Source organism: Streptosporangium sp. OZ121, assembly GCF_051918885.1.
Classification (GTDB): domain Bacteria; phylum Actinomycetota; class Actinomycetes; order Streptosporangiales; family Streptosporangiaceae; genus Streptosporangium.
This window is the reverse complement of sequence record NZ_JBPXMC010000007.1, coordinates 196596-222179: the sequence shown is the minus strand read 5'-3', so window position 1 is coordinate 222179 and position 25584 is coordinate 196596. Positions and strand designations below refer to the sequence as shown.

Genomic DNA, 25584 nt, shown 5'->3' with positions numbered 1-25584 from the left:
CGTGAGCGCCGACACCCCTGTCGCGACACGACACGCCGTTCGAACGCCGGTCCGGGCGGCGCGGTGTCGCCGGGCTGAGCGGGTGGCGGAACGAGTACGTGCCCGCGAGATCGATGACAACGAGGGCAGGCGGTTGCCGGAAAGCCGACGAACGCCTCCGCGAGATCGTGGACAGGGCGAACGTTGCCTGATGCGGCCCTAGAAGCCGCCGGAGCCGTCACCCGGGGCCACCGACTCCACCGAGGTCACCACCGGGGAGGCCGTCATCGGAGCCGTCACCGGGACCGCCACCGGCCCGGCGGGCTCGGAGACGGGGCCGCGGAAGTCGGCGGAGACGGCCTTCAACGCTTCGACCGCGGCCCGGATGGCCGGGCGGCGGGCGGCGTCGCTCCGCCAGAGCGCGTAGATCCTGCGCGTCGGGCGCGACCGGATCGGGACGACCCGCACCCCCGGCGGGACGAAGTCGCGACCCAGCCGGGGAATGATGGCGCATCCCTGCCCCGCCGCGACGAGGGCCATCTGGGTCGGATACTCGTCCGTCATGCAGGTGATGTCCGGCTCCAGCTCGGCCGAGCGCAGCGTGTAGACCAGCCAGTCGTGGCAGACCGTGCCGGGTGAGGAGCTGATCCACTGTTCCCCGGACAGCTCGGCGAGCTCGATCTCGGAACGGGCCGCCAGCGGGTGGGCCCCGGGCAGGATCGCGTCGGCGATGTCGTCGAAGAGCGTGGCCCTGGACAGCCCCTCGGGGATAGCGACCGGACGGTTCATCCAGTCCTGGATCACCGCGAGGTCGAGCTCGCCCCTGGCCACCTCGCGGATCTGCCGCTCCGGCTCGCGTTCCATGAGCTGCAGGCGCAGGTCGGGATGGCGCCTGCGCAGCAGGGAGAGCGCGGCGGGCATCAGGCCCCGGGCCGCCGTGGGGAAGGCGCCGATGCTCAGCCGCCCCACGACCTCGCCGCGCAGCGCCTCGAAGTCGGCCTCCGCCGTCTCGACCAGCGCGAGGATGCGCCCGGCGTGGTCGGCGAGCAGCCCGGCCGCGTCGGTCAGCCGCACGCCGCGCCCGTTGCGCTCCAGCAGGGTCGCGCCGGTCTCCCGCTCCAGCTTGGCCAGCTGCTGGGAGACCGCGGAGGGGGTCACCATGAGCGCCTCGGCCGCGGCACCCACGGAACCGTAGACGGAGACCGCGTGCAGGGCCTTGAGCCGGTTGAGATCCAACATGTAAGCAACCCTAAACGACATGAATCAGAAAGTCTCACTTGTGCTGAAATATTGTTGGAAACGACGATTAGTGGATGCGTATCCGGCATTTACTCCTCGCCGTCGCCCTCACCGCCCTCTGGGGCTTCAACTTCGTGGTCATGGAAGTGGGACTCCGGCACTTTCCCCCGCTGCTCTACGTGGCGCTGCGCTTCCTTTTGGCCGCCTTCCCCGCCGTACTGCTCGTCGGCGGCCCCGGGGTGCCCTGGCGCAAGGTGCTCGTGGCCGGGGCGACCCTCGGCATCGGCCAGTACGCCCTGCTGCTGACGGGCATGCGGGCGGGCATGCCCGCCGGGCTGACCTCCCTCGTCGTCCAGGTCCAGGCCGTCTTCACCGCCGTCCTGGCGGTCGCCCTGCTGAGGGAACGGCTCACCCGGCGGCGGATCACCGGCATGGCGGTCGCGTTCGCCGGCCTGGCACTGATCGCCGCCGACCTGGGCACCGGCGGCCCCATCGGCGCGTTCCTGCTGGTCGTCGGCGCGGCGTTCTTCTGGAGCGCGGGCAACATCGCGGTCAGGAACGCCGCTCCGCCCGACTCGTTCCGCTTCATGGTCTGGGTCTGCGGGGTCGCGGCCATCCCCATGACGGCCCTGTCCCTGCTGGTCGAAGGGGTTCCCCGGCTGGAATTCTCGGTGGAGGGCGGCCTGTCGGTGCTCTACGTGTCACTGGTCGCCACCCTCGGCGGCTTCGGCATCTGGGGCTTCCTGCTCCAGCGCTACGACGCCTCGGTGGTCGCCCCGTCCGCCCTGCTCGTCCCGGTCTTCGGCATGTCCTCGGCCGCCCTGTTCACCGGGGAGCCGATCTCCCCCGCCAAACTCGCCGCCGCCGCCCTGATCATCTCCGGCGTCCTCTACGCGAGCACCCGCGCCCGGTCTCTTCCCTCCTCGGTGTCCACTCCTTCCGTTCAGGCCGAAACGGGAGAGAATAGAACGAGGGCAACGGAGATGATCTGAATGAACACACCGAGTGACGGAGACGATGTTACGGTGACCGACGTGAGCGCCGCACTCGACTACTGGCCCGCCCCGCCCCCGTGGGGATGGACCGCCGACGATCTCGACAACCTCCCGGCGGAGGGACCGAACGGCGAACCCGACTTCTTCAAGCACGTCGAACTCATCGATGGAGCTCTCGTCTTCATGTCCCCCCAGAAACGCTTCCACGAGCGCGTGCTGTTCGGCCTTCGCGTCGTCCTGAACGCCCAGGCTCCCAAGCACGTCGCGGCCGTGACCCAGATGGACGTCAAGCTCGGCCACCGGATGCGCCCCTGCCCCGACGTCGTCGTCGTCGACGCGAAGGCCGCCGATGACGACGACAGGACGTTCTACATCCCCGGCGAGGTGCACCTCGCCGTCGAGGTGGTCTCCCCCGAGTCCGAGGACCGCGACCGCAAGACCAAGCTCTCCCGCTACGCCGAAGCGGGCATCGCGCACTTCTGGCGGGTGGAGAACAGTGGCGGCTCCCCTGTGGTCTACGTCTACGAGCTCGATCCCGCCACCCACGCGTACGCCCTCACCGGCATCCACCACGACCGGCTGACCGTCCCGGCGCCCTTCCCGATCACCATCGACCTCGGCGACCTGCCCAGGTAGGCACCCGGATCAGCCCAGGCCGTCATGGCGCGTTCCCGTACATCCCCATGAGCACCCACGGCGAGCGAGCGCTGGCGAGCGCCCCCTGCGCTCCTTTCCGCACGGGCGCTTCAGCTTCGGCGTTCAACGAGCAACGGCCCCGTACGGATTGCTTCAGCGTCCCAGCGCACACTGGGCGGCCCGCGAGAAAGCGACTACGGTCCGCACGGCGTACGGCGAGACGGGCCGTGTGCGGAGGTGGGTGGGTGTTCCGGGAGGCTTATAAAAATCCGTAACCGGCGTGCCCGCCAGGCCGGAGGCCTGACACACCGGAGCCGCCACCGACGACGGCCGCCCGGAGCACCCACCCACCGGAGCGCGCGCCTACCAAAGCCCCCACCGAAGCACGAGCCATCCAACCCGCTTTAAACGAACACTCGCACCGCTAACCGGAAACGGAAGCGGCGGCCTTCGCGGCGACCGGAAGAGCCTCAGCGATACGGGAGAGGGCCTCGTCGTCGTGGGCCGAAGACAGGAACCACGCCTCGTACGCCGACGGCGGCAGGTAGACGCCCTGGTCGAGCATCGCGTGGAAGAACGCCCGGTAGGCGGCGGTGTCCTGCTTCTGGGCGGTGGCGAAGTCGGTGACCCGCTCGTCGGTGAAGAAGATCGAGAACAGGCTCCCGGCGCGCTGCAGGCGGTGCGGCACCCCGGCCGCGGACAGGGCGTCGGCGGCGGCGCGGCCGATGACCAGTGCCGCGGCGTCGACCCGGTCGTAGACGCCCTCGTCGCAGGCGCGCAGGGTGGCCAGGCCGGCCGCGCAGGCCAGCGGGTTCCCCGACAGGGTGCCCGCCTGGTAGACCGGCCCCTCCGGCGCGAGGTGGGCCATCACGTCGGCGCGCCCGCCGAACGCGGCGGCGGGCAGGCCGCCGCCCATGACCTTCCCGAAGGTCATGAGGTCGGCGTCGACCGGGTCGAGCCCGTACCAGCCGGACTCCGACACCCGGAAACCGGTGAGCACCTCGTCGACGATCAGCAGCGCACCGTGCGCGGTGCACAGCTCGCGCAGCGTGGCGTTGAACCCGTCGAGCGGCGGGACGACGCCCATGTTGGCCGGGCACGCCTCGGTGATCACGCACGCGATGTCGGCGCCGAAGGTCTGGAACGCCTCCGTGACCGCCTCGACCGAGTTGTACGGCAGCACCACGGTGTCGGCGGCCGAGGCGCCGGTCACGCCGGGGGTGTCGGGCAGGCCGAAGGTCACCACACCGGAACCGGCCGAGGCGAGGAGGGCGTCGACGTGGCCGTGGTAACAGCCCGCGAACTTCACGATCTTGGATCGGCCGGTGACCCCGCGGGCCAGCCGCACGGCGGACATGGTGGCCTCGGTACCGGAGCTGACCAGGCGGACCTTCTCCACCGGCTCCACCCGATCGACGATCTCCTCGGCGAGCTCGACCTCGCCGGGGGTCGCCGTACCGAACGAGGTGCCGTCGCGCAGCGCCTCCTGCAGAGCCTCGATGACGGCGGGGTGCCGGTGGCCGAGGATCATCGGCCCCCACGAACAGACCAGGTCGACGTAGCGGTTGCCGTCGACGTCGGTGATGTAGGGGCCCTGCCCCGAGGTCATGAAGCGCGGCGTCCCGCCGACGGCGCCGAAGGCTCGGACCGGGGAGTTGACGCCCCCGGGGACGATCTCGCGTGCGCGGGCGAACAGGGCCTCGGAGTTATCAGTACGGCTCACGCCCTACAGGGTAGTCACCGCAGGACGAGCCTCCGCCCGTCCCCTCCGGGCACCTTCGAGCACGGTGGTGACGACCGGCTCACTCGCAGGTGTCGGCGAGCCAGTCGAGGACGCGCAGAGGGTCGGGCAGCGGGCGTCCGTCGGGCGGGCGCAGCCACGAGCCGGTCCCGCCGGTCGGCAGCAGCGAGGGCGGGGCGAGGACGTAGCTGTCGCGGCAGTGCCAGCGCAGGCCGGGCATCTCCTCGATGGTGGACGGGCCGAAGTCGAGGGCGCAGGTCCACCACTCGTCCTCGTCGTCGGAGGCGTTCCTGGTGGCCACGAAGAACAGGGCCCGGTCGCCGTTGACGGCGACCGGGCCCGAGGTGGCTCCCGCGGAGTCCATGTTCGCGAGGGTGGTGCGCCCCGCGGCGAGCGGTACGTCGAAGACGTCGAACACCCGCCCCGTGGGAAGGACCACGTTCGCCTCGGGCTCGTACCGCCACCAGTTGGTGAGCAGGGTGGGGTCGGTGGTGGCCTGCATCTGCCAGGCCCGCGAGAGCGGGTGGGCTCCCGGGTCGGGACAGCCGACCCGGTCGCACGAGCAGGAGCGCGAACCGCCCTTCAGCGGCCTCGCGCCGGGACAGCTCGCCCAGCCCAGGGCGGCGTACTCCAGCACAGAGTTGATCATCTGCTTCGGATGAGCATGTCGTCTGCTTCGACGAACCATCGGTACCCCGACCATTGTGTCCTCCGTCGTCCGCGCACCCCGCGTGCCATCCGGATGCGATCGACCTGTCCCACTCTGGTCAGTGAAGAACGTCAAACACCCAGGGTCTACGCCACCTGGGACACATCCGCACCGGTTATCGCACTCTAACGCACACGCTTCTCCACCAAGCGACGAACCTCCAGTTCTCGACACGTGCCGTCGGTCTCATCTCAGCTTCGCGGCCACCTCGGTCGCCCAGTAGGTGAGGATCATGTCGGCCCCCGCCCTGCGGATCGCGACCAGCGACTCCATGATCGCCCGGTCCCGGTCGATCCAGCCGTTCGCCGCCGCGGCCTCGACCATGGCGTACTCACCGCTGACCTGGTACGCCGCCACCGGCACGTCCACGGCGTCGCGCACCTGGCGCAGGATGTCGAGGTAGGCCAGCGCGGGCTTGACCATGACGGCGTCGGCGCCCTCGTCGAGGTCCAGCCGCACCTCGCGCAGCGCCTCGCCGACCGGTCCCGCCGCGTCCTGCTGGTAGGCGTTGCGGTCGCCGAACTGGGGAGCGCACTCGGCCGCCTCGCGGAACGGGCCGTAGAACGCCGAGGCGTACTTGGCCGAGTACGCCAGGATCGGGATCTGCTCGAAGCCGTCGCCGTCCAGGGCCGCCCTGATCGCCGCGACCTGGCCGTCCATCATGCCGCTCGGCGCGATGACCTGCGAACCGGCCCGCGCCTGGGCCACCGCCGAGGCCGCGTAGCGCTCCAGGGTGGCGTCGTTGTCGACCTCCCCGTCCGGGGTGAGGATGCCGCAGTGCCCGTGGTCGGTGAACTCGTCCAGGCAGGTGTCGGTCATCACCACCAGCGTGTCGCCCACGTCGGCGACCAGGTCGGCGACGGCGAGCTGGACGATTCCCTCCGGGTCGTCGGCGGCCGACCCCCGGCCGTCCTTCACCTCGGGGACACCGAACAGGATCAGCCCGCCGACCCCGGCCTCGGCGGCCTCGTGGGCGGCCTTGCGCAGCGAGTCGCGGGTGTGCTGGAACACCCCGGGCATCGAGCCGATCGGGTTCGGCTCGGCGATGCCCTCCTTCACGAACATCGGAAGCACCAGCTCCGCCGGGTGCAGCCGGGTTCCGGCCACCATCCGGCGCATCGGTGCCGTACGGCGGAGCCTGCGCGGGCGCGCGACAGGGAACTGGGCCGTCATGTTGTCTCCCCCTCTCCCCGGCCGGTAGGGGAACTGCGGGCCGGAGGAGCTCGGTGTGTGTTCCTGGCTCGCCGCTCGACACGGCGCGGTGCCTGCCTCGACACCGATCGACGTGACACGGTGCCGGCCGTGACACCGATCAACATGATGCGGTGCCGACCAGCGTGACGCGGTGCCGGCCGCGACGCCGATCCTCGCAGTGGCGATCACGCCCCGCGGCGCTCACCGGGGGCGTCGAACGCGGCCTGCCCGCCCGTCGTGCACGGGCGAGCGCCACTCTCAAGGTTACTTGGCGCGGCGCCGGGCTCCCCGCCGGGTCTGCGAGGGCCTGCGAGGGGTGTCCCCCGCCACGACGGCGGCCTGCCGCTGCTTGGCACCATACTCCGCCAGCGCCGCCGCGAGGGCGGAAGCCGAGGGCTTGTCGGCCATCACGTCGACGCGGAGCCCGAACTCCTCGGCGGTCTTGGCGGTCTGCGGGCCGATCACGGCGATGACCGTGACGTTGTGCGGCTTGCCCGCGATGCCCACCAGGTTGCGGACGGTGCTCGACGAGGTGAACAGCACCGCGTCGAACCCGCCGCCCTTGATGGCCTCGCGGGTCGGGGCGGGCGGCGGCGCGGCGCGGACGGTCCGGTAGGCGGTCACGTCGTCGCACTCCCAGCCCAGCTCGGTCAGCCCGGCCACGAGCGTCTCGGTCGCGATGTCGGCGCGCGGCAGCAGTACCCGGTTGATCGGGTCGAGCATCGAGTCGTACGGGGGCCACTCGGCCAGCAAGCCCTCCGACGACTGCTCGCCGGACGGCATCAGGTCGGGCTTGACGCCGAAGCTCACCAGCGCCCGCGCGGTGCTGTCGCCCACGGCCGCGACCTTGAGCCCGGCGAACGCGCGGGCGTCCAGGCCGTACTCCTCGAACTTCTCGCGCACGGCCTTGACCGCGTTCGCGCTGGTGAAGGCGACCCACTCGTAGCGTCCGGTGACCAGGCCCTTGATCGCGCGGTCCATCTGCTGCGGGGTGCGCGGCGGCTCGACGGAGATCGTGGGGACCTCCTCGGGCACCGCGCCGTACGAGCGCAGCTGCTCGACCAGGCCGGCCGACTGCTCCTTGGTCCTGGGCACGAGCACCCGCCAGCCGAACAGCGGCTTGGTCTCGAACCACGACAGCCGGTCGCGCATGCCGACGGCCTCGCCGACCACGATCAGGGCGGGCTCGGTCATCCCCGCGTGCTTGAGATCGGGCGCGAGCCGGCCCAGCGTGGTCACCACGGTGTGCTGCTCGGTGGTGGTGCCCGCGCTGCTGACCGCCACGGGCGTCGAGTCGGGACGGCCCGCCGCGATCAGCGCCTTGCCGATCGGGACGGCCTGGGCGATGCCGTTGTAGATCACCAGGGTGCCCGCCCCGGTGGCGTACGTGGACCAGTCGTCGATCTGCGTCGCGTCCACGACCCGGAACTCGGGCACCGACACCGCGGCGGGGATGCCCGCGTAGGTGAGCACCGCCGTCGCCGGCGGCACGCCGGGCACGATCTCGAAGTCCACCTCCGCCTTGGCACAGGCCGCGACCTCCTCGGTGATCGAGGAGAAGAACATCGGGTCGCCCGCGCACAACCGCACGACGCCGCTGCCGCCCTTGGCGGTCTTGACGACCTTCAGGGAGACGGCGCCGTCCTCGGCCACGTCGACGATCTCGACGTCCTCGCGGCAGTGGCGCAGCAGCGGGCCGTACGCCTCCCGGTCGAGGATGACGACGTCCGCCTTGGAAAGCAGGTCGGCGCCACGCAGCGTGAGCAGGCCCTCATCACCGGGACCCGCGCCGACGAAGGCGACGAACCCGGACGGGCGCTCGAAGGTGGTACTTCCGGAGCTCAATGTGCTCGCTCCCCTATCAACGTGCCGGCCCCTTCCGCGATCATCTCGGCCGCGAGGTCGCGGCCGAGATCCATGGGCGCGGAAGAGCTTCCGGCGGTGGACTTGCGCACCGCGCGCCTGCCGTCGACGGCGACGACAGCGGCGGTAAGGATCAGATCGGGCCCGTTCTCGGCCGAGTACGCGCCCACCGGGGCGGCGCACCCCGCCTCCAGGGCGTTGAGCACCGCGCGCTCGGCGGTGACCGCGGCCCGGGTGCGGGCGTCGTCGAGCACGCTCAGCAGCTCGACCAGGTCGGAGCGGTCGGAGCGGCACTCCACGGCCAGCGCCCCCTGACCGGGGGCGGGCAGCATCTCCTCGACCTCGAAGATCTGGGAGATCTCGGCGTCGCGGCCCAGCCGGCCGAGCCCGGCGGCGGCGAGCACGACGCCCTGCAGCTGGCCGGAGGCCACCTTGCCGATGCGGGTGTCGGCGTTGCCGCGGATCGGCACGTAGTCAAGATCAGGACGGATCATCCGGAGCTGGGCGATCCGGCGCGGGGAACCGGTGCCGATCTTCGCGCCGGGCGGCAGGTCGGCCAGCTTGGCGACGCTCACCAGGGCGTCCCTGGGGTCGTCGCGCGGCGGGATCGCCGCGATGACCACGCGCGGGTCGGGCGTGGTGGGCAGGTCCTTCAGCGAGTGCACCGCGAAGTCGATCGCGCCCTCGATCAGCTTGTCGCGCAGCGCGCTGACGAAGACCCCCGTACCGCCGAGCTGCGTGAGGTCGGCCTTGGTCACGTCGCCGAAGGTGGTGACGCCGACCAGCTCGACGGCCGCGCCGGTCAGCTCGGTGAGGCGAGTGGCGACCAGGCCCGACTGCGTCGTCGCCATGACGCTCCGCCTGGTCCCCAGCCGGAGCGAAGAAGAAACACCGCTCACAGGCCTGCCTCCTTCTTGCTCGGCTCGGTGTTCTTACCCGGCTCGGCGTCGATCGTCTCGATGCGCCTCACCGCTTCGGGCACCTTCGGGTCAAGATTGAACAGCTCGCGCAGCGCTTCGGCGTAATGATCGCCCGCCGGGGACTCCGCCAGCTGCTTGACGCGCACGGTGGGCTCGTGGAGCAGCTTGTCGACCACGCGCCTGACGGTCTGGCCGACCTCGTCCCTGACGCGCCCTTCAAGATCGGGGACCCGCGCGACGAGCCGTCCGAGCTCCGCCTCGACCACCTGGGCCGCCTTGCTCCGCAGTGCCACCACGGTCGGCGTGACGCGCGCGGCGCGCTCGGCCGACAGGTAGGCGGTGACCTCCTCGGCGACGATGCCGCGCACGGCGGTGACCGCCTCGGCGCGACCGCCGTCGTCGGTGCCGGCGTCGGCCTCGCCCTCCTGCATGGACTCCAGGTCGACCAGCGTCACACCGGGCAGCCGCCGCACGGCGGGGTCGATGTCGTGCGGCAGGGCCAGGTCCAGCAGGAACGTCTCGCGGGGGGTCACCATGTCGGCCGTGATGACCACGTCGGTGGCGCCGGTGCAGGAGATGACCAGATCGGCCTCCGCCAGCTCGGCCGCCAGGTCGCCGAATCCGGCGGCCCTGCCGCCGACCGTCTGTGCCAGCCGCACGGCGCGCTCGTGGGTCCGGTTGACCACCACGATGTCGGTGACGCCCGCCCGCTGCAGGGTCGCGGCCGACAGGGCGCTCATCGAGCCCGCGCCGACCACCAGGGCCCGCTTCCCCTCCAGGGGGCCGAGGGCGCGCTCGGCGAGGGTGAGCCCCACGCCGACGAGGGAGGCGCCCGCCCGGTCGATGCCGGTCTCGGTGTGCGAGCGCTTGCCCACCCGCAGTGACTGCTGGACGAGCTCGTTGAGCGTCGGGCCGAGGGTGCCCTCCTCCTGGGCGAGCCTGAGCGCCGAACGCACCTGGCCGAGGATCTGTCCCTCTCCCACGACCATCGAGTCGAGGCCGGAGCCGACCGAGAACAGGTGCTCGACGGCACGGTCCTCGTAGTGCACGTAGAGGTGGGAGGCCAGTTGCTCCATGGAGACGCCGGAGTGGTCGCTGAGCAGCCGGGAGAGCGAGGTCACCGCGGCGTGGAACCGGTCGACCTCGGCGTAGATCTCGACCCGGTTGCACGTCGAGACGACCATGCTCTCGGCGACGTGGGCGTCCTGCTGGATGTCCTGGAGCAGCTTCACCAGCGAGTCACCGGAGACGGAGACCCGTTCCAGCAGGGCCACCGGTGCCGTCCGGTGGCTCAGGCCGACGACGAGAACGCTCATCGGCCCTCTCCCGCCTTCCGGTCGCTCCGGGAGGCTCCGCAAGTTCGAGGGGCTCCCGGGTCCCGGGAGACTCGTGAGTCCCGGGAGCCACGAGGGGCTCCGGAACCGCGAGAGGAGAGGTGGCCGCCCGGGGCCTGGGCCGCGGCGCTCGCCGCACTGCTCGTCACCCTGCTCATGCTCGCCGTACTCGTGCTCGCCGTCTCCGTATTCGTCCTCATACGCGCCATCGTCATGGTGATCGTCATGCTCGTCGCGATCGTCCGGGACGTCGCGGTCGTCCGGGAAAGCGTCATGGGCGTCCGGGAAGGCCGGGAGATGCCGTGCCCGTCAGCGTGCCCGTCAGCGTGCCCGCCGGCTCGTGCACCGTGCCTGTTCACAAGTCCACCGCCTCGGGCCACTCCTCGGCCATCGCGGGCCCCCCACTCATCCGATCCGCCTTGCGTTGCTCGTGAAACGCCAAGATCTGCAATTCAATCGACAGGTCGACCTTACGGATATCGACGCCTTCCGGCACGGAAAGGACGACGGGGGCGAAGTTCAGGATGCTGGTGACCCCTACGGCGACGACCCGGTCGGCCACCTGCTGGGCCGCCACGGCCGGTGTCGCGAGCACCACGATCGACACTCCCCGCCGCCTTATCACGGCTTCCAGCTCGTCGATGTGCTCCACATTCAATCCCGCGATGTGGTCGCCCACCACTTCGGGGTCCGCGTCGAGCAGCGCCGCGACCCTGAACCCGCGGGAGACGAACCCGCCGTAATTGGCGAGCGCACGCCCGAGGTTACCCACTCCGACGATGGCGACGGCCCAGTCCTGGGTGAGACCCAGCTCACGGGAGATCTGGTAGATGAGGTATTCGACGTCGTAGCCGACCCCCCGGGTGCCGTACGACCCCAGGTGGGAGAGATCCTTGCGGAGCTTGGCCGAGTTGACGCCCGCCGCGACGGCGAGATCCTCCGAGCTCACGGTCGCCAGGCCACGCTCGGCCATGCCGTTCAGCGCTCGCAGATAGAGCGGCAGCCGGGCGACGGTCGCCTCGGGAATGCCGCGTTCGCGGGCTTGGGACAGACGGCGGATCACGTGCCGGAACTCCAGGGGGACAGGCGGCCGGCGCGGCCCGGACGCGACGGATGACGAGGTGAAACCACTGTCATTCAGGTTAGTCCTTTTGTGAACCGATGCACAAAGTGAGTGTTCACAATCTTGGCCGCGCCCCCCTCCGGTCCGTCCTCCGCCCCCTCACCAGGCCCTGGAACCGCGCGTACGGCGGGCGCGAGCCCCGTCGCCACCGGGCCTTTCCTGCCGCCGGACCCGATCTTCACCCCTCGCCGCGAGGACCGGCGCGTCGCCGCGGTTCGGCTACCGTGGCGGTCATGTCACCGCGAGACCATCGCATCACCCTGCTCGGCAAACCCGGTTGCCACCTGTGCGACGACGCGCGGGCGGTGATCGAGCGGGTCGCCGCGGACCTCGGCGTCCCGTGGGAGGAGCGCGACATCACGGCCTCCGAGGAGGACCAGGCCCGCTACTGGGAGATGATCCCGGTCACCCTTGTCGACGGGGTGCAGCACGACTTCTGGCGCGTCGACGAGAACCGCCTGCGCGCCGCCCTCGACGATTAGCCACCGTCGCCGCCCTCGACGCCATCGACACCTGAAGGACGTTCCTCGCCCGTGAGCGCCGCGGGTGGCCACCTGACACAGGCCACCCGCGCCGCGTTCGCTACCTGAAGGCGGTCGGGAGCGGCATCACCTTCGCGGCGTTCACGGTGAGTTCGATCACATTGGTGGCGAGCACCATCGTCTGGCGCTCGGTGACGAAGCGCTGCGTGTGGGGCTGGCGCTGGTGGTCGCTGTAGGCGACCTCGTCCCGGTAGAGCTCGTAGACGATGCGCTGGAGAGGCGCCGACTTCACCGAGTGGCAGGTGTAGACGAGCGTGTCCGGCTCGGAGCGGCGCACCGCCTCGACGGTCTCCTCCGCGAGCCGGTCGAATCTCTCGCCGGTGCCGTCGAGCAGGGTGAAGACCGTCAGCAGGCCGAAGATGCTCGGCGAGGGGCGGTTCGAGCCACCCGGCAGGTCACCGGCCCCGCCCGGCGTTCCCGGCCCGCCCGGATACATGGCACCGGTCGAGGGGGTGACGCCGAACGCCTGGTCGTAGCCCTGCGAGCCCCCCCGCTCGTAGCCTCGGGAGCCTCCGCGCCCCTGCTCGGAGCCCGGGGAGGGCGCGCCGCCGAAGGCCTGGTCGGCGGGCATCGGCTGGAGGCTTCCCGACCTGCCGGGGCCGGGCACGCCCGGCATGCCGAACTCGCCGGTGCCCGGCCCCGCGGGCCTGCCGAAATCACCGGTCCCCCCGGGCCTGCCGAACTCGCCCGTGCCTCCGGGCCTGCCGAACTCGCCGGTGCCCGGGCCTGACGGCCTGCCGGAACCGGGGGCGCCGTGCCTGCCGAACTCGTGGGCCGGGATGTTGTACTCACCGGTCGCCGGGCCGGGCGTGCCCGGCATGCCGAACTGGCCGGTGACCGGCGGCGGCTGCCTGCCGGGATCACCGCCGCGCCTGCCGGGGTCACCGCCGGACGGCTGGTCGGCGGGCGGCATGCCGTACTCACCCGCCATGAACATCCCCGTGGCGGGGCCACCGAACCTGTCGTCGGGCGGGGAGGGTTGCTGCTGCCGCATGCGCGCAGCGTAGTCGACGTCCTGCTCACCCGCCCGGTACTCGGCCACGAGGTCACCGAGGCCTGAGCGGCGGGGCGCCTCCTCGGCCAGGGCGCGGGCGGGGGGACTCTCCGGGGTCACGCGGCGGCCGGCGACCTGCACGTCGCGGGGCTCGTACTCGGGGCGGCGCGGCCGCGGGGGGCGGTCCTCCCACTCGTCGTCCGCGTCGTCCGCGTCCTCGTCGTCGTCCTCGTAGGGCGCGAGCGGGCGGAGCATGGCGTACCAGACCGCGGCGGCGGTGACGAAGAGCAGGAGCGCGGTGAACATCCCGGACACCGCGAAGCTGACGGCTCCGACGAGGGCGAGGCCGGTGGGGCCGAGCACCAGGAGCGCGTGCATGTTGTCGGCGTCGTAGTCGTCACCGCCGCGCCAGCGGAGGACCGCCAGCAGCAACCCGCCCAGCAGCACGAGCGCGACGATCACATGGACGGTACCGAGCAGGTAGGCCGGGGGCAGGTTCCAGTGGCGGCTGCCCAGCGGGAGTGCCTTGGCGAAGTCCTTCTCCTGCAGGACCGGGTCGACCGCCAGGATCACCGTGGCGATGACGGTGAAGGCGATCCCCAGGAGCCAGGAGGAGAACCTGGCCGTGCCCTTGCGAGCCATCAGCTGGATGACCCCGACGGCCAGCCACAGCGGCGCCAGCATGGATCCGGTCAGTTGATAAATACGGAACGTGCCTGTCCCAAATCCGATCAGATAACCGGTGGCGATTACTCCGAGTGATACGGAGAGAGACGCCGTCGTGATGCTCCAGGCGATCAGCCAGCCCTTGGGCTCACTGCGGAGGCGACTGACGAGAGCACCGGTGGCGATGGCTGCGAGCAATGCACCGGCGAAGGCGATGACAGCGACGAGGACTTCCATGGTGTCTCCAATGCTGCCGGACATTACCCCCCAACCGGTAGCCGAACCCTCGGTCGGCTCCCGGCGCCGGTCTGAAACAACCGACCCCACACCGTATCCGGCGATTACCCCCAGTCACGACGCTTCAAAGTGGATTGTGGAATTTCCACTTCATTTCTAGAGTGATCGAGCACGCCGTACCCCCTCCCCTCAGGGATACCGGATGCCTGAAACGTGGCCGCTCGCCGGGCACCTCCCCACGACAGCCGGGGTAGCCCAGCCCGTCCGCAGTAGTGACCTCACCGTGCGTGAGGATGCCTCCGAAGAACTCCGGAGGCTCGTTTTGCGCGCCAAAACCGGAGATTCGGATGCTTTTGGCACGCTCTACGATCGTTACCTCACCCTGGTGTACCGCTACGTCTACTTCCGGGTCGGCTCACACCCACTGGCCGAGGATCTCACGAGCGAGACCTTTCTCCGCGCGCTCCGCCGGATCACGGACTTCACGTGGCAAGGGCGTGATTTCGGGGCCTGGCTCGTGACCATCGCGAGGAACCTGATCACCGATCACTTCAAGTCCGGCAGGTACCGCCTTGAGGTCACGACCGCCGAGGTGATCGACACCCCGCTCGACGGCCCGCACATCCCGGAGAACGCCGTCGTCACCGCGATGATCAGCGATCGGGTGCTCACCGCCGTCCGCGGCCTCGGCCCCGAGCAGCAGGAGTGCGTGGTACTGCGTTTCCTGCACGGCATGTCGCTGGCGGAGACCGCGCTCATCATGGGCAAGAAGAGCGGCGCCATCAAGGCACTCCAGTTCCGCGCGATCCGCGCCCTGGCTCGCGCGCTGCCCTCCGACCTCAGCTGAGACCGGCCGGCATCGGCTGTCCTCGGTCCTTCGCCTCCCGGCCGCGGCCGCCACGCCCGAAACAATGTTCCCATGTCGATGTGGCGCAGCGCGTAACCTGCCGTGCCAAGTCGTCGTTAGGCAAGTGACACCGATGGATCATGAGCTGGGGGCGGCAGGGAGCGTTCATGGGGAAGTGGCTGCCCGGATTCTCGCGGAGGTCGCAGGCGCGCATCCAGGACCGCGTGTCACGACTCGGCGCCCGCATGGCGGCCACCCCCGGGCCCGAGTTCAACGCCAGGCTCCGCGAGCGGCTCACCCAGTCCCCGCCCGGGGAGGACGTTCCCGAGCAGCGGCCGATGGGCCCCCGCCACTCCCGGCGGAGATCCCGTGCGGGGCTGTTCCCGCGGTTGCTGAGCATCGCCCTGGTGGCCTCGATGGCGGTATCCGGTATGTGGACCTACCGGTCGATGCCCGGTGACACCTTCTACCCGCTCAAGCGCGCCGCCGAGAGGACGCTGTTCCACCTGAGCAGCGACGACGCCGAGCGGGCCGACCGCTCCTTCGGCTACGCCGAGACCCGCGCCCGCGAGGTCAAGGAACTCCTGGGCTCGGACGAGGGCGAGCGCGAGCGCGAGGAGGTGATCGGGGAGACCCTCCAGGCCATGGAGGACACCACGCGCTCCGCGGTGACCTCCCTGCGGCAGATGCGGCGCCGCGACTCCGCGAGCGCCAAGGAGCTCAAGCGCTTCGTCCAGAAGCAGCGCACCCAGATCGCCGGGATGATCCCCAAGATGGGCGCGGAGAACCAGCGCAAGGCCCACGTCTACCTCAACTACATCGAGGGCCTGGCCCCGCCCGAGTAGCCGCTCCGGTACGGGACCGGCCCCACCGTCCCGGACCGCCGCGCGCGGGAACCGGGTCGCCCTCCCGTCCCGGACCACGGCATCGGGGCCCGGCCCCGCCGGGCTCGCGCGATGCGTACGACACCAAGACGTCACATCCGGCTCATACCGACGCTACTGATCTCACCCCTCTGCCCCGGTTAAGCTGAGGGGCTATGAGGCGGCTACTACGACGGCGGGACGAAGCGGAGACGGCCAGACGGGCGACGGTCGGGGAGGTCGCGGCGGGCGAGGTGGCCGCCGCGGCCGCCGTGGCGATGCCGATGGCCGAGCCCGACCCGGTGGCCGCCGCCTTCTTCGACGTCGACAACACCATGATGCGCGGCGCCTCCATCTACCACTTCGCCCGCGGCCTCGCCTCCCGGGGCCTGTTCACCAGCAAGGATCTGTTCAGGTTCGCGATCGGCCAGGTGGTCTTCCGGATCCGCGGCGACGAGAACCCCGCGCACATCGACGAGGCCAGAGAGACCGCGCTGGCGTTCGTCGCGGGGAGCAAGGTCGAGGAGATCGTCCGGCTCGGTGAGGAGATCTACGACGAGGTGATGGCGGACCGCATCTGGGCGGGCACCCGCGCCATCGCGCAGGCACACCTCGACGCGGGCCAGCGGGTCTGGCTGGTCACCGCGACCCCGGTGGAGCTGGCCCGGGTGATCGCCCAGCGCCTCGGCCTGACCGGCGCGCTCGGCACCGTCGCCGAGACCGAGAACGGCGTCTACACCGGCCGCCTGGTCGGCGACCTGCTCCACGGCCCCGCCAAGGCGGAGGCCGTCAAGGCCCTGGCCCGCAGGGAAGGACTCGACCTGTCGCGCTGCTCCGCCTACAGCGACTCGGCCAACGACCTGCCCCTGCTCTCCCTCGTCGGCCACGCCACCGCGATCAACCCGGACGCCGAGCTGCGCGAGTTCGCCCGGCAGAACAGCTGGGACATCAAGGACTTCCGTACGGGGCGCAAGGCGACCATGATCGGCCTGCCCATCGCGGCGGGTGCCGGAGCCGTCGCGGGCGGCATCGCCGCCGCCGTCGCCCTGCGCCGCCACTACCGCTCCGGTCGCTGACCCTCCGCTCGCGCGCCGGCTCCACCGTCCCCACCGCCGTCCCTGGCCGCCCCCGGCCGTGGCGGTCCTTCACTCGATAGGGCCTCGAAGCTCAGGGAACCCCGGGGAGGCCCCGGGGAAAGGCGCCTCAGAAAAGGCGTCGGAGAAAGGGCGGCAAGGCGTGGCCGCGCCTGAGCCGGAGCTCGTCGAGCTGCTGCTGGACGACCTCCCTGACCTGGTCGGTGAGGTTGAAGACCAGCATGGGGTCGTCGGCGTCGGCGGGGTCGAGCTCGTCGGTGCGGATCGGCTCGCCGAAGCCGATCATCCACTTGGACGGGAGCGGGACCAGGCCGAGGGGCCCGAGCCAGGGGAACAGCGGCGTGACCGGCAGGTAGGGAAGGCCGAGCACCCTGGCCAGGATCCGCAGGTCACCGATCTTGGGGTAGATCTCCTCCGCGCCCACGATGGCGCAGGGAACGATCGGCACGCCCGCGCGGATGGCGGAGGCGACGAAGCCGCCCCGGCCGAAGCGCTGCAGCCGGTAGCGATCGGAGAACGGCTTGCCGACTCCCTTGAAACCCTCGGGAAAGACGCCGACGACCTCGCCCTTGCGGAGCAGCCGGTCGGCGTCCTCGCGGCAGGCGAGGGTGTGACCGGTCTTGCGGGACAGGTGTCCGAGCACCGGGAGCCGGTAGACCAGGTCCGCCCCCAGAAGACGGAGCGCCCGGCGTCCGGGATGGTCGTCGTACAGGGCCACCTGCAGCATGAGCCCGTCGAGCGGGAGGGTGCCGGAGTGGTTGGCCACGATCAGGGCTCCGGAGTCGCCGGGCACGTTGTGCATGCCCACGGTCTCGGTGCGGAACCAGTGGCGGTACAGCGGGCGGATCAGCTCCAGCAGCACCCTGTCGGTGAGCTCGGCGTCGAACCCGAACTCGTCGACCTCGTAGTCGCCGGCCACCCGGCGACGCAGGAAGGCGAGCAGCTCGGCCAGCCGGTGATCGTCGTCTCCCTCTCCGGCCGGTGGCCCGGAGAAAGGCCACCCGGCTTCGGGGGCGGGCTCGCCGGACGCTTCCGAGAAGGGCTCATCGGACGGAGCTTCCGAGAAGAGGTCGCCGGCCGGGCCCGACGCTTCGGAGTCGGGTTCGCCGGACGGACCGGGGAGGTGCTCGCGGGAGGCGCGGGCCCTGGTGATGGGGATCACCTCGGCGTCCTCGCTCCCGGCCACCGCGTCGCTCATCCCGTCACCGGCCGGGACACCATGTCCATCAGGGCGGCGGGAAGGCCCCCGGCCAGGTCACGCGCGCGCAGGAAATCCTCGAAGGCGGCCGCGGTGGAGAACTTCGGCCTCCAGCCGAGCGCCGTGGACAGCGCGGTGGTGTCGACCACGCGTCCGTGACACATCAGGCGGAGTTGCTCGGGGGAGAACCCGACCAGTCCCGCGCTCCGGGCGAGGTCGCCCATGAAGCGGAAGACGGGAGAGGGGACGGGCATCGGGAGCAGGCCCGCCCTGCGCGCGCACTGCGACAGGAGCAGCACGCCTTCTCCGGCCACGTTGAACGTGCCGGGGTGGTCCTCCATCGCCATCCGCCGCAGCACCTCGACCGCGTCGTCCTCGTGGACGAACTGCAGCCGCGGGTCGAACCCGAGCACGGTCGGCAGGACGGGCTGGGTGAAGTAACGCATCAGCGGTGAGTCGACACCGGGTCCCATGAAGTTGGCGAACCTGAGCGTCGACACGGTCACGTCGCGGCGCCGCCTGGCGAAGCCCCGGACGTAGCCCTCCACCTCGGAGGCGTCCTTGGCGTAGCCATGGCTCGGCGGCTCTCCCGGCTCGGCGTCCTCGGTGAAGACCGCGGGGTCGTGCGGGGAGGAACCGTAGACGGCGGTGGTCGAGCGCACGACGACGCGGCGGACCGTCGCGGACCGCTGACAGGCACCGAGCAACTGCATGGTGCCGATGACGTTGTGCTCCTTCATGAGCGCGCGGCCGCCGCTCCGGGGAGGAGCGCTCACCAGACTCATGTGAACGACTGTGTCGATGTCGGCGGCCGCGATCACCTGGGCGATGTCGGGGCTGCGCAGGTCGACGCGGACGAACTCCGTCCGGCCGAGAGGTACGCCGCCATCACGTGAGAGCGAGGGCGGCGGCACCGTATCCACTCCGATGACCCGGTCGATGTCCGGGTCATCCGCGAGAACGCTCGCCACTCGGGCGCCGATGTGGCGCGAGACCCCGGTGACAAGCACGGTGTGGGTCATCGGCGCCTCGCAGATCCGCGCTACTTCTTGTTACGCCGCTGGATGCGGGTCTTCTTGAGAAGCTTGCGGTGCTTCTTCTTCGCCATGCGCTTACGGCGCTTCTTGATCACAGAGCCCACGGGACCCCCAGGTAGCTGGTAGCCGAGATTGTCGAACCGGTGCGCGAGAGCACACCGGCACAACAGACTACCGGCGATCCACGGTAGATCGCCCCTAGGGGGACCCCGGGCGCATGAACTCACGACGTGGCGACCACGTCGCTACCCCGACGAGACAGGGACCGGCTCTCCAACGGTCATACCGGAAATCACGCCCCGGTCAGACCGGAAGGAGCAGGACCATGAGCGCCCAGCGCGCCTGGCTCACCTCACGACCGGATCGTTCCCCCCGGCCGCTCGGCTCGACGCGTCGAGCCCCCCTGCCTCAACCTGCCTCGATGTAGGCATCCCTCAGATAATCGTGAACCGCCTGCTCCGGCACCCGGAAGGATCGACCGACCCGGATGGCCGGCAGCTCGCCCGAATGCACGAGTCGGTACACAGTCATCTTGGACACCCTCATGACAGTGGCCACTTCTGCCACCGTCAGGAACTTCACCTCGCTGAGAGGTCTTTCGCCTGCACCCATCGGACGCCTCTTCCGCACGTGTATCCGGGTTATCCCCACTGGTGCCATTGCTCACGCACGTGTACTGCTGTCAGCGTAAGTCGGGACCCCTGTCACGCAAACCCCCTATTTTCTCAGCCCTTGGAGTCTCGCGTCAGCGAAACAGCTGAAATCGCTGGCCAGCAGCCGGACCGTGCCCCTCGCATTGATCTTGGAACGGACCAACTGTCTCCCATTAGAGTCGCCCACAATCACCAAAAAGTTGGCAAACGGTCGGCGAGGTGCGTGGAATGCAGGCGCGAAATGCCTGTATAGGGATGACCTAATTTGCGCATCCCCCGTCTCAGAGGGCCCGTACGACCCTCTCGACCAGGTGGTTCGTCAGCGGTTCGTAATACCTCGGTAGCACGTTGTCATCGAGCGGAACGGTGACCGCGATCTTGCCTTCGGCCTCTCCGACGAAGAGGGCGGGGTCGTTGCTGTCGGCGAATCCGACCGTGAGGATGCCCGCCTCGCCCGCCGCCCCGGCCCAGCCGTGGTCGGCGATCACCAGATCGGGACGGTCCGCGCCCAGTTCGGCGATCATGGCGCGCATCGGGGCGGGGTCGTGGGTGTGCACGAAGGCGCCCTTGTCGTCGAGCATCGCGACGTCGTCCAGATAGCGGATCTTGCGCCTGCGGCCGAACCCGCTGCCCCAGTACGACCAGCCCTCGGCCGGGGCCATCAGGGTCACGCCGCGCGCCCTGAGCATCCGGCCCAGGGCCATGTGGATGGTGAGCAGGCCGGTGGGGTGCCCGGTGGCGATCAGGATCTTGGGGTTCTCCCCCCGGAGCACCCCGGCGATCGTGTCGCCCATCTTCTCGACCGCCTCGATCGTGCGGTCGGGGTCGATGGTGTCCTGCCCCTCCCGATGACGGGGATCGGCCACGACCCCGGCGGACTTGGCCATCAGCTCCAGCACGTCCCGGTAGGACCAGGCGCCCTCCATCGTCAACCCGAACATGTAGTGCGGGTCGCGGTTGGACAGCGACCGGTAGTGGTCCAGGTTGTTCTCCCGGCTGGTCGCCACGTCACCGGCGATCCGGGTACGGACCAGGTGCTCACGAAGCTCAGCGCGCGTCATCGGTTCCTCAGTCCAGTTTGCCGACCGACCATGGGTGCGGACCGTGTGTCACGGGAGGGGATCGAGCCCGTGGAAGGGGAAGACGGCATTCCTCGTCGCCATGATGGCCCGGTCGATCGGGTCTGCTGGGTCATAACCAGCGGAGAAATCGCGAAATTCCGGATCTCGGCCATCGGTCAGCGTGAGCGGCGCCGTCTGGTTGGTCCGTTCCTTGACGAACGTACGCCATGCCTCCGGAGTGGCGGTCGCGGGATCGAGGGGGTGGCCCGCCACCTCCGCGATCAGGTGGGTCCACGCCCGGGGCACCACCTGCACCAGCTCGTACCCTCCGCCGCCGGTCACGACCCACCGCCCGCCCGCGGTCTCGTGGGCCAGCTCGTGCAGCGCCGCGTACGCGGCCCGCTGGCCGTCCAGGCTGAGCATGAGGTTGGCCAGCGGATCGAGGGCGTGGCTGTCGCAGCCGTGCTGGGTGACCAGGACGTCGGGGGCGAACTCCCGCAGCAGCGGCGGGACCACCGCGTGGAAGGCCCTGAGCCAGCCGCTGTCGCCACATCCGGCGGGCAGGGCCACATTGACCGCGGTGCCCTCCGTTCCGCGCTCCTCGGGGAACCCCGTGCCGGGGAAGAGGGTGCGAGGGCTCTCGTGCAGGCTGATGGTGAGAACCCTGGGGTCGTCGTAGAAGAGCGCCTGCACGCCGTCGCCGTGGTGCACGTCCACGTCCACGTAGGCGATCCTGGACGCCCCCTGGGCCAGCAGCCACGCGATCGCCGCGCCCGGATCGTTGTAGACGCAGAACCCGCTCGCCCCGGCGGCCATCGCGTGGTGCAGACCTCCGGCGACGTTGACCGCGTGCTCGGCCTCACCGCTCCACACCGCGCGGGCGGCGGCCAGACTGGCGCCGGTGATCAGCGCGGACGCCTCGTGCACCCCGGGGAAGGCGGGGTTGTCCGTGGTGCCGAGCCCGTGGGCGAGGTCGGGCCGCCCGGTGGCGGAGACCCGTTTGACGGCCTCGATGTAGTCGCGCTCGTGGACGAGCGCCAGCTCGTCGTCGGTGGCGGGCGCGCAGCCGCTCATCTCCACCTGGTCCAGCACGCCGAGCTCCCTGGCCAGCGCCATGGTCAGCTCGACCCGCACGGGCGCGAGCGGGTGCCCGGGGCCGAAGTCGTACGAGGTGAGCGCATCGTCCCAGACAACCCGCACGGACCGGCTCATGCGCACTCCCTGTCTGGTCGCGACGCCGCGCGTCACGGCCGATCTTCCTGCTCCCGGCTCGACGTTACCGCACGTGTACGGAATGGCGTTTACGCGGCCGTCTCGGAGAACGCACCCGTTTTCATCTGAGCGAAATATCCCGATTTATTGATATTAACGAGCACGTTTGACGGGCTGCATAGGAGATCCGGACACCCGCTGGAGGCCGGACATTCTCGCGCCGGTCTTACCTCCCGGCAGGGAGACCAGACGGATCAGACGATTCAGACGGAGGAGACCCGGCGCAGTCCCCTTACCGCGGGGACCAGCAGGAGGGCGGCGCACCCGGCGACCGCCACGACCGAGGACCCGGCCAGCAACTGCGACGCGCCCACCACCCCGGCCACCGGGCCGGCGAGCACCTGGCCGACCGGGACGAACAGGGTCGAGCCGGCGACCTCGTACGCGGTGACCCGGTTGAGCGCCTCCGCCGGGACCTGGGTCTGGATGCTCGTGGCCCACATGACCGACCAGAACGCCCACCCCGCGCCGCCGATCACGTGCGCGGCCATGAGAACCGCGGCCGGCGACGCCACGGCGATGGAGAGCGGCTCCAGCGCGAAGCCGAACAGGCCGATCGCGCCGGCCATCAGCGGCCGTCCGGGACGGACCCGCATGGCGACCAGGCCGCCGACGATGGTGCCCGCGCCGGAGGCGGACATGACCAGGCCGTAGGCGGTCTCGCCGAGCCTTTCGCTGATCAGCACCGAGCCCAGCGGGATCATCGGGCCGAACAGGGTGACCCCGAAGACCGCCCAGACCAGGATCACCGACCACATCCAGGTCCTGGACCGGAACTCCTGCCACCCCTCGCGCAGGTTGCGCCACATCGAGCGCTCGGCGACCGGCCCCGCGACCACCGGCAGGCGCAGGAGGAGCAGGCACACCGCGCTGACGGTGAACCCCGCGGCGTCGATCGCGAAGACGACGCCGACCCCGGAGAAGCCGACGATGGCGCCGGCGACGCCGGGACCGGCCAGCAACATGATCGACTCGGAGACGCGCAGGGTGGCGTTGGCCTTCTGCACGTCCCGCGCCACGCGCGGGACCGTGCTGGAGACACCGGGCTGGTACATCGCGGCGGCGACGCCGTTGATCGCGGAGATGACGAGGATCTGCCAGAGATCCGGCCTGCCGAGAACGAACAGCGCCGCGGCGGTCCCCTGGCTCACCACCCTGACCGTGTCGGCGCCGATCATCATGCGGCGCGGCGTGAACCTGTCGGCGAAGACCCCGCCGAACAGGATGAGCACCGCGAAGGGCGCCATCCACGCGGCCAGCGCCAGCCCCACCCCGGTGGAGCCGTAACCGAGCCCGCCCACGCCCACCGCCGTCGCGAACGGGACCATCGCGGCCCCGAGCATGGAGACGGACCTGGCGGTGAAGAAGAGCAGGAAGCTCCGCGTCCAGACAGCGGGTCCGTCCTGTTCCCGCCCCCGCCCGCCGGTCGATACCGCCTGCTTCACGATCGCCTCATTCCCCGAAGTTCCGGGAAAATGATGCCGTATGTAAGAAAGTTTCCTAATAGAGGGGGTAGCTCAGCCTCAGGCTCACTTCCTGGCCCGGCCTCCGATTCGGCCCTCGCTCAGCCCTCGGCTCAGTTCCTCGCTCAGCCCTCGGCGAGCTGGCGGCCCCGGTCCCTGGCGGCCTCGATGGCGGCCAGGAAGGCGGCGCGGACGCTGTGCCGCTCCAACTCGGCGATGGCCGCGATGGTGGTGCCGCCCGGCGAGGTGACCGCCTCGCGGAGGATCACCGGGTGCTCGCCCGAGTCACGGAGCATGATCGCCGCCCCGACGATCGACTGGGTGACCATGTCGAGGGCGGCGGCGCGGGGCATGCCGAGCAGGATGCCGGCGTCGACCATCGCCTCCACCAGGTAGAAGAAGTAGGCGGGACCGCTGCCCGACAGGGCCGTGGCCGCGTCCTGCTGCGACTCGGGGATGCGCAGCACCTTGCCGACCGGGCTGAACAGGTCCTCGGCCCGCCTGAGGTGCTCCTCGGAGGCGTGCGCGCCCGCGGAGATCACGCTCATCGCCTCGTCGACCAGCACCGGCGTGTTGGACATGACCCGGACCACGGGGATGTCGGCGCCGAGCCGCGACTCGACGAACGAGGTCGTGATGCCCGCCGCCGCCGAGACGACCAGGCGGTCGGCCGGGATGTGCCCCGCGATCTCGGCGAGCAGGGACCCCATGTCCTGCGGCTTGACCGCGAGGATGATCGTGTCGGCGTCCTTGGCCGCCTCGGTGTTGGAGGCCACCCGCACGCCGTACCGCTCCGCGAGGGCCTGGCGCCGCTCGGCGCGCCGTGCCGTCGCGATCACGTCGCCCGGCTTGAATCCGGCCCTGAGCAGCCCGGACAGCAGTGCCTCGCCCATCTTGCCGGTGCCAAGAATCGCGATCATGTGAGCACCTCGAAATCGTGGATCGGACCTTCCCGCAGCCTATCGGCCCTGCCATCGGGGGGAATCATCCCTTGTGACGGTCGCCGGCGACGCACGACCGTGGACGTCCACCGCCGAGAAGGGAAGGGAGGTCCGGCAGCGCGATGTCAGAGTCCTCTGAACCTCTCCGGACCCCGATCCGTCTTAGGGGTATGCGTATGATCGCGACCCCTATCCTGGCCGGAAGCCTCCTGCTGGCGCTGGGCTGCGGCACCGACCCCAGCGCCACGGTCACCGCCGTCTCCCCCACGCGCCCGGTGAGTCAGGCCACCTCCATCCCCGGCGGCCCCTCCGCGCCGGCGAGCCACGGCGTGGCCCCCCGGGAGGAGCCCACGAGCGGTACCCCCAAACCGACGAAACCCGAGGGCCACACCGACAATCCCCGCAAGGTCAGATGGCTGAAGGCCAAGCCGTCGAAGGACGGCCGGAGCCTGCGGATCACCTGGTGGTCCGGGGTGGAGCCGTGCAACGTGCTCGACCGGGTCACCGTGCGCGAGACCTCCAAGCGGGTGACCGTCACCCTCTGGGAGGGCCCGAGCAGCAAGGTCCAGAACGTCGCCTGCATCGAGATCGCCATCCAGAAGGTGACGACCGTCAAGCTCAAGAAGCCCCTCGGCGCCCGCAAGGTGGTCGACGGCGCCCGCTGACGCGGCGACCCGGCGCGGGAGGGACCGCGCCGGAGCACGCCCCTCGCGAGCGGCGACCGGGCCGTCCGCAGGACCCGCTCAGAAGCCCCGCCCCGGAGATCGGTTCCGACGACCCGCTCCGAACCCCCGCTCCGGAGGTCCTTTCCGAGGACCCGCTCCGCGGGCTCGTGCCGAGGGGCTGGGCGGCGTACGACCTCGTGGACGGTGACCGGGCGGCCCCGGTCACCGCCCGGGAACGATCCCGCGTGTTCCCTCGTCAGAGGGGGTGACGGACACCACCCTGTTCCCCCGGAAAACCGGGGAATGCCTCCGCGCGGC

The 25584-nt window shown here is 70.6% G+C and carries 24 protein-coding genes; 7 read left to right on the top strand and 17 right to left on the bottom strand.

Annotation, left to right across the window (positions count from 1 at the left end; all coding sequences use genetic code 11):
- Nucleotides 1-198: 198 nt before the first annotated feature.
- Nucleotides 199-1218 (bottom strand): LysR family transcriptional regulator, encoded by a 1020-nt coding sequence (locus ACTOQ1_RS16255; protein ID WP_440067946.1) that lies wholly within the window; start codon nt 1216-1218, stop codon nt 199-201.
- A gap of 74 nt (nt 1219-1292) precedes the next feature.
- Here ACTOQ1_RS16255 and ACTOQ1_RS16250 point away from each other — a divergent pair, with 74 nt between their 5' ends.
- Nucleotides 1293-2210, top strand: coding sequence for an EamA family transporter (locus tag ACTOQ1_RS16250; RefSeq protein ID WP_440067945.1), 918 nt, complete (start codon nt 1293-1295; stop codon nt 2208-2210).
- Nucleotides 2211-2252: 42 nt separating this feature from the next.
- Nucleotides 2253-2849, top strand: a complete 597-nt coding sequence (locus ACTOQ1_RS16245; RefSeq protein ID WP_440067943.1) for a Uma2 family endonuclease — start codon at nt 2253-2255, stop codon at nt 2847-2849.
- Between the two features lie 424 nt (nt 2850-3273).
- Here the strand turns inward: ACTOQ1_RS16245 and hemL are convergent, their stop codons facing one another.
- The 7 genes from hemL to ACTOQ1_RS16210 form a co-directional block, all read right to left on the bottom strand.
- On the bottom strand, nt 3274-4572 hold the full coding sequence (gene hemL / locus ACTOQ1_RS16240) for a glutamate-1-semialdehyde 2,1-aminomutase (RefSeq protein WP_440067941.1): 1299 nt from the start codon (nt 4570-4572) through the stop codon (nt 3274-3276).
- A gap of 79 nt (nt 4573-4651) precedes the next feature.
- Nucleotides 4652-5293, bottom strand: coding sequence for a bifunctional DNA primase/polymerase (locus ACTOQ1_RS16235; protein ID WP_440067940.1), 642 nt, complete (start codon nt 5291-5293; stop codon nt 4652-4654).
- A 192-nt stretch (nt 5294-5485) separates the two neighbouring features.
- Complete coding sequence (gene hemB, locus ACTOQ1_RS16230) at nt 5486-6472, bottom strand: porphobilinogen synthase (RefSeq protein ID WP_440067938.1); 987 nt, start codon at nt 6470-6472, stop codon at nt 5486-5488.
- 285 nt (nt 6473-6757) lie between these two features.
- A complete protein-coding gene (locus ACTOQ1_RS16225) occupies nt 6758-8338 on the bottom strand; it encodes a uroporphyrinogen-III synthase (RefSeq protein WP_440067936.1) in 1581 nt (526 codons plus the stop codon).
- Nucleotides 8335-9207 (bottom strand): hydroxymethylbilane synthase, encoded by an 873-nt coding sequence (hemC, locus tag ACTOQ1_RS16220; protein ID WP_440067935.1) that lies wholly within the window; start codon nt 9205-9207, stop codon nt 8335-8337. The genes ACTOQ1_RS16225 and hemC overlap by 4 nt, the downstream gene beginning before the upstream one ends.
- 44 nt (nt 9208-9251) lie before the next feature.
- On the bottom strand, nt 9252-10592 hold the full coding sequence (locus ACTOQ1_RS16215; RefSeq protein ID WP_440067933.1) for a glutamyl-tRNA reductase: 1341 nt from the start codon (nt 10590-10592) through the stop codon (nt 9252-9254).
- A gap of 373 nt (nt 10593-10965) precedes the next feature.
- Complete coding sequence (locus ACTOQ1_RS16210; RefSeq protein WP_362690118.1) at nt 10966-11673, bottom strand: redox-sensing transcriptional repressor Rex; 708 nt, start codon at nt 11671-11673, stop codon at nt 10966-10968.
- Between the two features lie 293 nt (nt 11674-11966).
- Between ACTOQ1_RS16210 and ACTOQ1_RS16205 the strand changes: the two genes are divergently transcribed.
- The gene (locus ACTOQ1_RS16205; protein ID WP_440067931.1) at nt 11967-12215 is read left to right on the top strand and encodes a glutaredoxin family protein; all 249 of its coding nucleotides are present in this window, start codon (nt 11967-11969) and stop codon (nt 12213-12215) included.
- 100 nt (nt 12216-12315) lie between these two features.
- Here the strand turns inward: ACTOQ1_RS16205 and ACTOQ1_RS16200 are convergent, their stop codons facing one another.
- Nucleotides 12316-13953 (bottom strand): antibiotic biosynthesis monooxygenase, encoded by a 1638-nt coding sequence (locus ACTOQ1_RS16200; protein WP_440067930.1) that lies wholly within the window; start codon nt 13951-13953, stop codon nt 12316-12318.
- A gap of 421 nt (nt 13954-14374) precedes the next feature.
- Between ACTOQ1_RS16200 and ACTOQ1_RS16195 the strand changes: the two genes are divergently transcribed.
- The 3 genes from ACTOQ1_RS16195 (at nt 14375) to ACTOQ1_RS16185 (ending at nt 16958) form a co-directional block, all read left to right on the top strand.
- Entirely contained in the window at nt 14375-15019 is a 645-nt protein-coding gene (locus ACTOQ1_RS16195) for a sigma-70 family RNA polymerase sigma factor (protein WP_362690109.1), read from the top strand.
- A 167-nt stretch (nt 15020-15186) separates the two neighbouring features.
- On the top strand, nt 15187-15864 hold the full coding sequence (locus ACTOQ1_RS16190; RefSeq protein ID WP_440067929.1) for a DUF5667 domain-containing protein: 678 nt from the start codon (nt 15187-15189) through the stop codon (nt 15862-15864).
- Nucleotides 15865-16058: 194 nt separating this feature from the next.
- A complete protein-coding gene (locus tag ACTOQ1_RS16185; RefSeq protein WP_440067927.1) occupies nt 16059-16958 on the top strand; it encodes an HAD family hydrolase in 900 nt (299 codons plus the stop codon).
- Nucleotides 16959-17085: 127 nt separating this feature from the next.
- Here the strand turns inward: ACTOQ1_RS16185 and ACTOQ1_RS16180 are convergent, their stop codons facing one another.
- The 8 genes from ACTOQ1_RS16180 to proC all read right to left on the bottom strand — a co-directional run bounded on the left by ACTOQ1_RS16180 (nt 17086) and on the right by proC (nt 24580).
- Entirely contained in the window at nt 17086-18174 is a 1089-nt protein-coding gene (locus ACTOQ1_RS16180; RefSeq protein WP_440067925.1) for a lysophospholipid acyltransferase family protein, read from the bottom strand.
- Entirely contained in the window at nt 18171-19196 is a 1026-nt protein-coding gene (locus tag ACTOQ1_RS16175) for an NAD-dependent epimerase/dehydratase family protein (RefSeq protein WP_440067923.1), read from the bottom strand. Before ACTOQ1_RS16175 ends, ACTOQ1_RS16180 begins: the two co-directional genes overlap by 4 nt.
- A gap of 20 nt (nt 19197-19216) precedes the next feature.
- Nucleotides 19217-19315 (bottom strand): 30S ribosomal protein bS22, encoded by a 99-nt coding sequence (locus ACTOQ1_RS16170; RefSeq protein ID WP_018654693.1) that lies wholly within the window; start codon nt 19313-19315, stop codon nt 19217-19219.
- A gap of 304 nt (nt 19316-19619) precedes the next feature.
- Nucleotides 19620-19823 carry a helix-turn-helix domain-containing protein gene (locus ACTOQ1_RS16165; RefSeq protein WP_012887307.1) on the bottom strand — a complete coding sequence of 68 codons (204 nt, stop codon included), beginning with the start codon at nt 19821-19823 and terminating at the stop codon, nt 19620-19622.
- 322 nt (nt 19824-20145) lie between these two features.
- The gene (locus tag ACTOQ1_RS16160) at nt 20146-20925 is read right to left on the bottom strand and encodes a phosphatase (RefSeq protein ID WP_440067921.1); all 780 of its coding nucleotides are present in this window, start codon (nt 20923-20925) and stop codon (nt 20146-20148) included.
- Nucleotides 20926-20973: 48 nt separating this feature from the next.
- Nucleotides 20974-22137, bottom strand: coding sequence for an acetoin utilization protein AcuC (locus tag ACTOQ1_RS16155; protein WP_440067919.1), 1164 nt, complete (start codon nt 22135-22137; stop codon nt 20974-20976).
- Between the two features lie 263 nt (nt 22138-22400).
- On the bottom strand, nt 22401-23642 hold the full coding sequence (locus ACTOQ1_RS16150; RefSeq protein WP_440067917.1) for an MFS transporter: 1242 nt from the start codon (nt 23640-23642) through the stop codon (nt 22401-22403).
- A gap of 143 nt (nt 23643-23785) precedes the next feature.
- Entirely contained in the window at nt 23786-24580 is a 795-nt protein-coding gene (gene proC, locus ACTOQ1_RS16145) for a pyrroline-5-carboxylate reductase (RefSeq protein WP_440067915.1), read from the bottom strand.
- A 197-nt stretch (nt 24581-24777) separates the two neighbouring features.
- Here proC and ACTOQ1_RS16140 point away from each other — a divergent pair, with 197 nt between their 5' ends.
- Nucleotides 24778-25266 (top strand): hypothetical protein, encoded by a 489-nt coding sequence (locus ACTOQ1_RS16140; RefSeq protein ID WP_440067913.1) that lies wholly within the window; start codon nt 24778-24780, stop codon nt 25264-25266.
- Nucleotides 25267-25584: the final 318 nt, after the last annotated feature.